General features: G+C 49.7%; 3 protein-coding genes and 1 pseudogene. 1 reads left to right on the forward strand and 3 read right to left on the reverse strand.

Annotated elements, in window-relative coordinates; genetic code table 11:
* Nucleotides 1–12: 12 nt before the first annotated feature.
* On the forward strand, nucleotides 13–93 hold the full coding sequence (locus BLR94_RS28370; RefSeq protein WP_425262119.1) for a SymE family type I addiction module toxin: 81 nt from the start codon (nucleotides 13–15) through the stop codon (nucleotides 91–93).
* A 32-nt stretch (nucleotides 94–125) separates the two neighbouring features.
* Here the strand turns inward: BLR94_RS28370 and BLR94_RS26920 are convergent, their stop codons facing one another.
* From BLR94_RS26920 to BLR94_RS26935, 3 genes and pseudogenes are all read right to left on the reverse strand, one after another.
* Nucleotides 126–449 carry a hypothetical protein gene (locus tag BLR94_RS26920; protein WP_084308993.1) on the reverse strand — a complete coding sequence of 108 codons (324 nt, stop codon included), beginning with the start codon at nucleotides 447–449 and terminating at the stop codon, nucleotides 126–128.
* 423 nt (nucleotides 450–872) lie between these two features.
* Nucleotides 873–1,337 carry a hypothetical protein gene (locus BLR94_RS26930; protein WP_139207536.1) on the reverse strand — a complete coding sequence of 155 codons (465 nt, stop codon included), beginning with the start codon at nucleotides 1,335–1,337 and terminating at the stop codon, nucleotides 873–875.
* Nucleotides 1,324–2,599: pseudogene (locus BLR94_RS26935) on the reverse strand (hypothetical protein); the annotation flags it as partial. The gene BLR94_RS26930 and the pseudogene BLR94_RS26935, both read right to left, overlap by 14 nt.

Raw genomic sequence — 2,599 nt, forward strand, 5'->3', positions numbered from 1 at the left:
CGCGGCCTCTGGCTGCAACAGGCCGGCTTCCAGGTCAACGAGAAAATACGGATTCGGGTCATGCAGGGCTGTTTGGTGATTACGGCGGAGTGAAACAAATAGCCCCGGCAGTGCCGGGGCTATTTTTAAAACACTTCATGCCTGAGTAGCTTAAAGAAACTATCCTTCCTGACGACCTCCTCTATAGAAGACGATCGCTCTGTCGCATTTATGTAGAGCAATACGGGAAAGTCCGGAAAATCTTGCTCTACAGGCTCTTCATCAAACGGATCAACATTTACCTTCAGAACATAGTGCTCCGAATCATTACGCCCCCACACGTAGTAAATGCCACCTTGATAGGAACTCTCTCTTTCCTCAAGAGAAACTCCAAGCATTTCTTCCACATGTTCTTTCGCCAACAGAAGACTTAACTCCCGCCCCCCATATAGGTCGTATGCAATAGTCATTTTGGGAGAGCCACGCTTGGAGCTCGGCCTGTAGCTGTTGCTGCAGAGTCATAAATCATAAAGTTAACTTCACGCCCTGCCCGAGAGCTCAACTGGCTTGCCAAATCTTTCAACCCAAGAGCTTGCAAGTCTCTCGCACTTAATGGCCCAGTACGAGTCCCCCCACTTCTCAAGCCTATTCCTAGGGATTGAGCACGCTGCAAAAGCTCCGGGCTTGCCAAAGCAATATCAAAGTCACTAACTCTGCCAACATCAAATGCTTGCCCGGTTCTGAAACTTTGCCCTGTTACAGCACTTCCTTGAAGAATGGGCTCTACATTCCCATAGCCAGCTCGTGTTAAGCCGTCCCGAGTATCTGCACCAAAGCGCGCAAAATCATCTGCACTTGAAAAACCCTTGGGAACTGCAGTTGCTTTTGCCCCGTCAGGCTACCGCAATAAACTTTAAGCCTTCACTCACTATAATCTCTGGCGATATAATTTTATCCACATACAACTCATCCCCTAGATTAAGAATAGAAACCCCCCCCTCTTCAAAAACCAGGCTAATTCCAGAAAAAGTTTCAGAAGCAGATGAGCGCACTAAATAGGCAGAAATTAACTTCTTTCCTACAACACCAAACAACTCCTCAGTCAATATTGGAAAAACTTCTTCCCTGCCATATTCACCAAGATCAACATTGACCATAGCAGTCAAGGAGAAATCCAATGACATACCATCAATTGCACACCCAACACTTCCCATGTGAGACTCTTCAAAATAAAAACATAACCTCTGCGCGGGGTAAACCCTTTCCTCCTCGAAAATATAGAACAGCCCAGACACAGAAATCAGTCTCTTTCCGAGAACGCGGAGCAACCACTCTTTTAACAAGTTAGAAAGCTCCATTCACTGCCCCCTTCAAAGCATTTTTCACAAAGGTATTCCCAATCACTCCATCCTTCAGGATAGTAACAAATGATCCATCTGGCTTTGTCACAACCACGTCGTTTCCTTTTATCCTGAAGAACACATTCCCAATCACACCTCCAGCCCCTTGACCAGAAAAACTCCCAGGGATCACTTTCTCAGGGTTATTCCCGATATCTTGAATTCTATCAAACACCATTTTACGATCTGCAGGGTTAGCCGCATTGCCGCCAAAATCTTGAACGTGTTTACGAAGTTTCTTACCCAGCTGGTTCGAGTCCACCTTAAATACAGCACCAGCACCTACACCACTCACAGGTACAGAAGTATCGCCAGGTTTCGGTAACAAGCTGGGAGCATCCCCTTTTGCCCCGGCACTACCATCCTTTCCTTTTCCATAGCCAGCACCAATGAGAATGGCAGCCGCAAAATTACCACCACCTAGCAAAAACTGCTCTGGCGGCCTGCTCTCGTCCAAGCCTTTTTTCTCAATACCTTCAGCGACTACCCTGCCTGCCCACTGCTCAACGGCGGCAAGCTGCTGCGCCACGCTTTGCCCCGCATCCGTTTCCCCCAGTGCCTGTATCACAGCAAGCTGTATGATGCCCTTCGGCCCCTGTAAAGCGGCCATGCCCCATGAAAGGGCAGTGCTGCCTTCAGGATGCTGCTCCATGAACTCGTTCATGGTGGAAACCATTCGAAGTACGTCTTGCGCGGCTGTCAGCTGGTCATCTGCATGAGCTGGAGGTGAAGGGTCGGAAGGTTTTCCATTGATTTCCAATGCCCCGATGGCAACCTCTGCCACCCGGTCGAATGCTTCCGGAGGTATGCTGTCGATCGCCTTGAGTTGTGCCAGAACCTTTTCCTGAAACTCCCCACTGCCTAGAAGCGCCTTGGCATCTTTGAGTTTCATGCCACCTAGGAGCAAAGCTTCCAGCGCACCCTCCGCAAGCGCAGCGCCACCCGCCTGCTCGGCACCTTGTGGCAATTGGCGACCCAATGCCTTTTCCAGTCGGTTGTAGCTGACATTCAGGCCGATACCGATCTGCTCGAAGTTCTTTACAGCCGTCTCATCGTAAGTAGTGAGTGCTTCAGCCCACTGCTCAATCGTCGCCATCGGATCACTCAATGCCTCGATGGACGACTTGCTCACATATAGATCGGTACGGCTTTCCTCGTCCTTGGTGATTTCATAGGCGCTGTTCACGTCCCGGTTCAGGCCAACAGTCGAGTCGCTGCCT

The organism is Phytopseudomonas flavescens, from assembly GCF_900100535.1.
GTDB classification, from domain to species: Bacteria; Pseudomonadota; Gammaproteobacteria; order Pseudomonadales; family Pseudomonadaceae; genus Aquipseudomonas; species Aquipseudomonas flavescens.

Bases quoted from the DNA above. Each gene is read 5' to 3' on its own strand.
- BLR94_RS26920 (WP_084308993.1), bottom strand. From the start codon at position 449: ATGACTATTGCATACGACCTATATGGGGGGCGGGAGTTAAGTCTTCTG.
- BLR94_RS26930 (WP_139207536.1), bottom strand. From the start codon at position 1,337: ATGGAGCTTTCTAACTTGTTAAAAGAGTGGTTGCTCCGCGTTCTCGGA.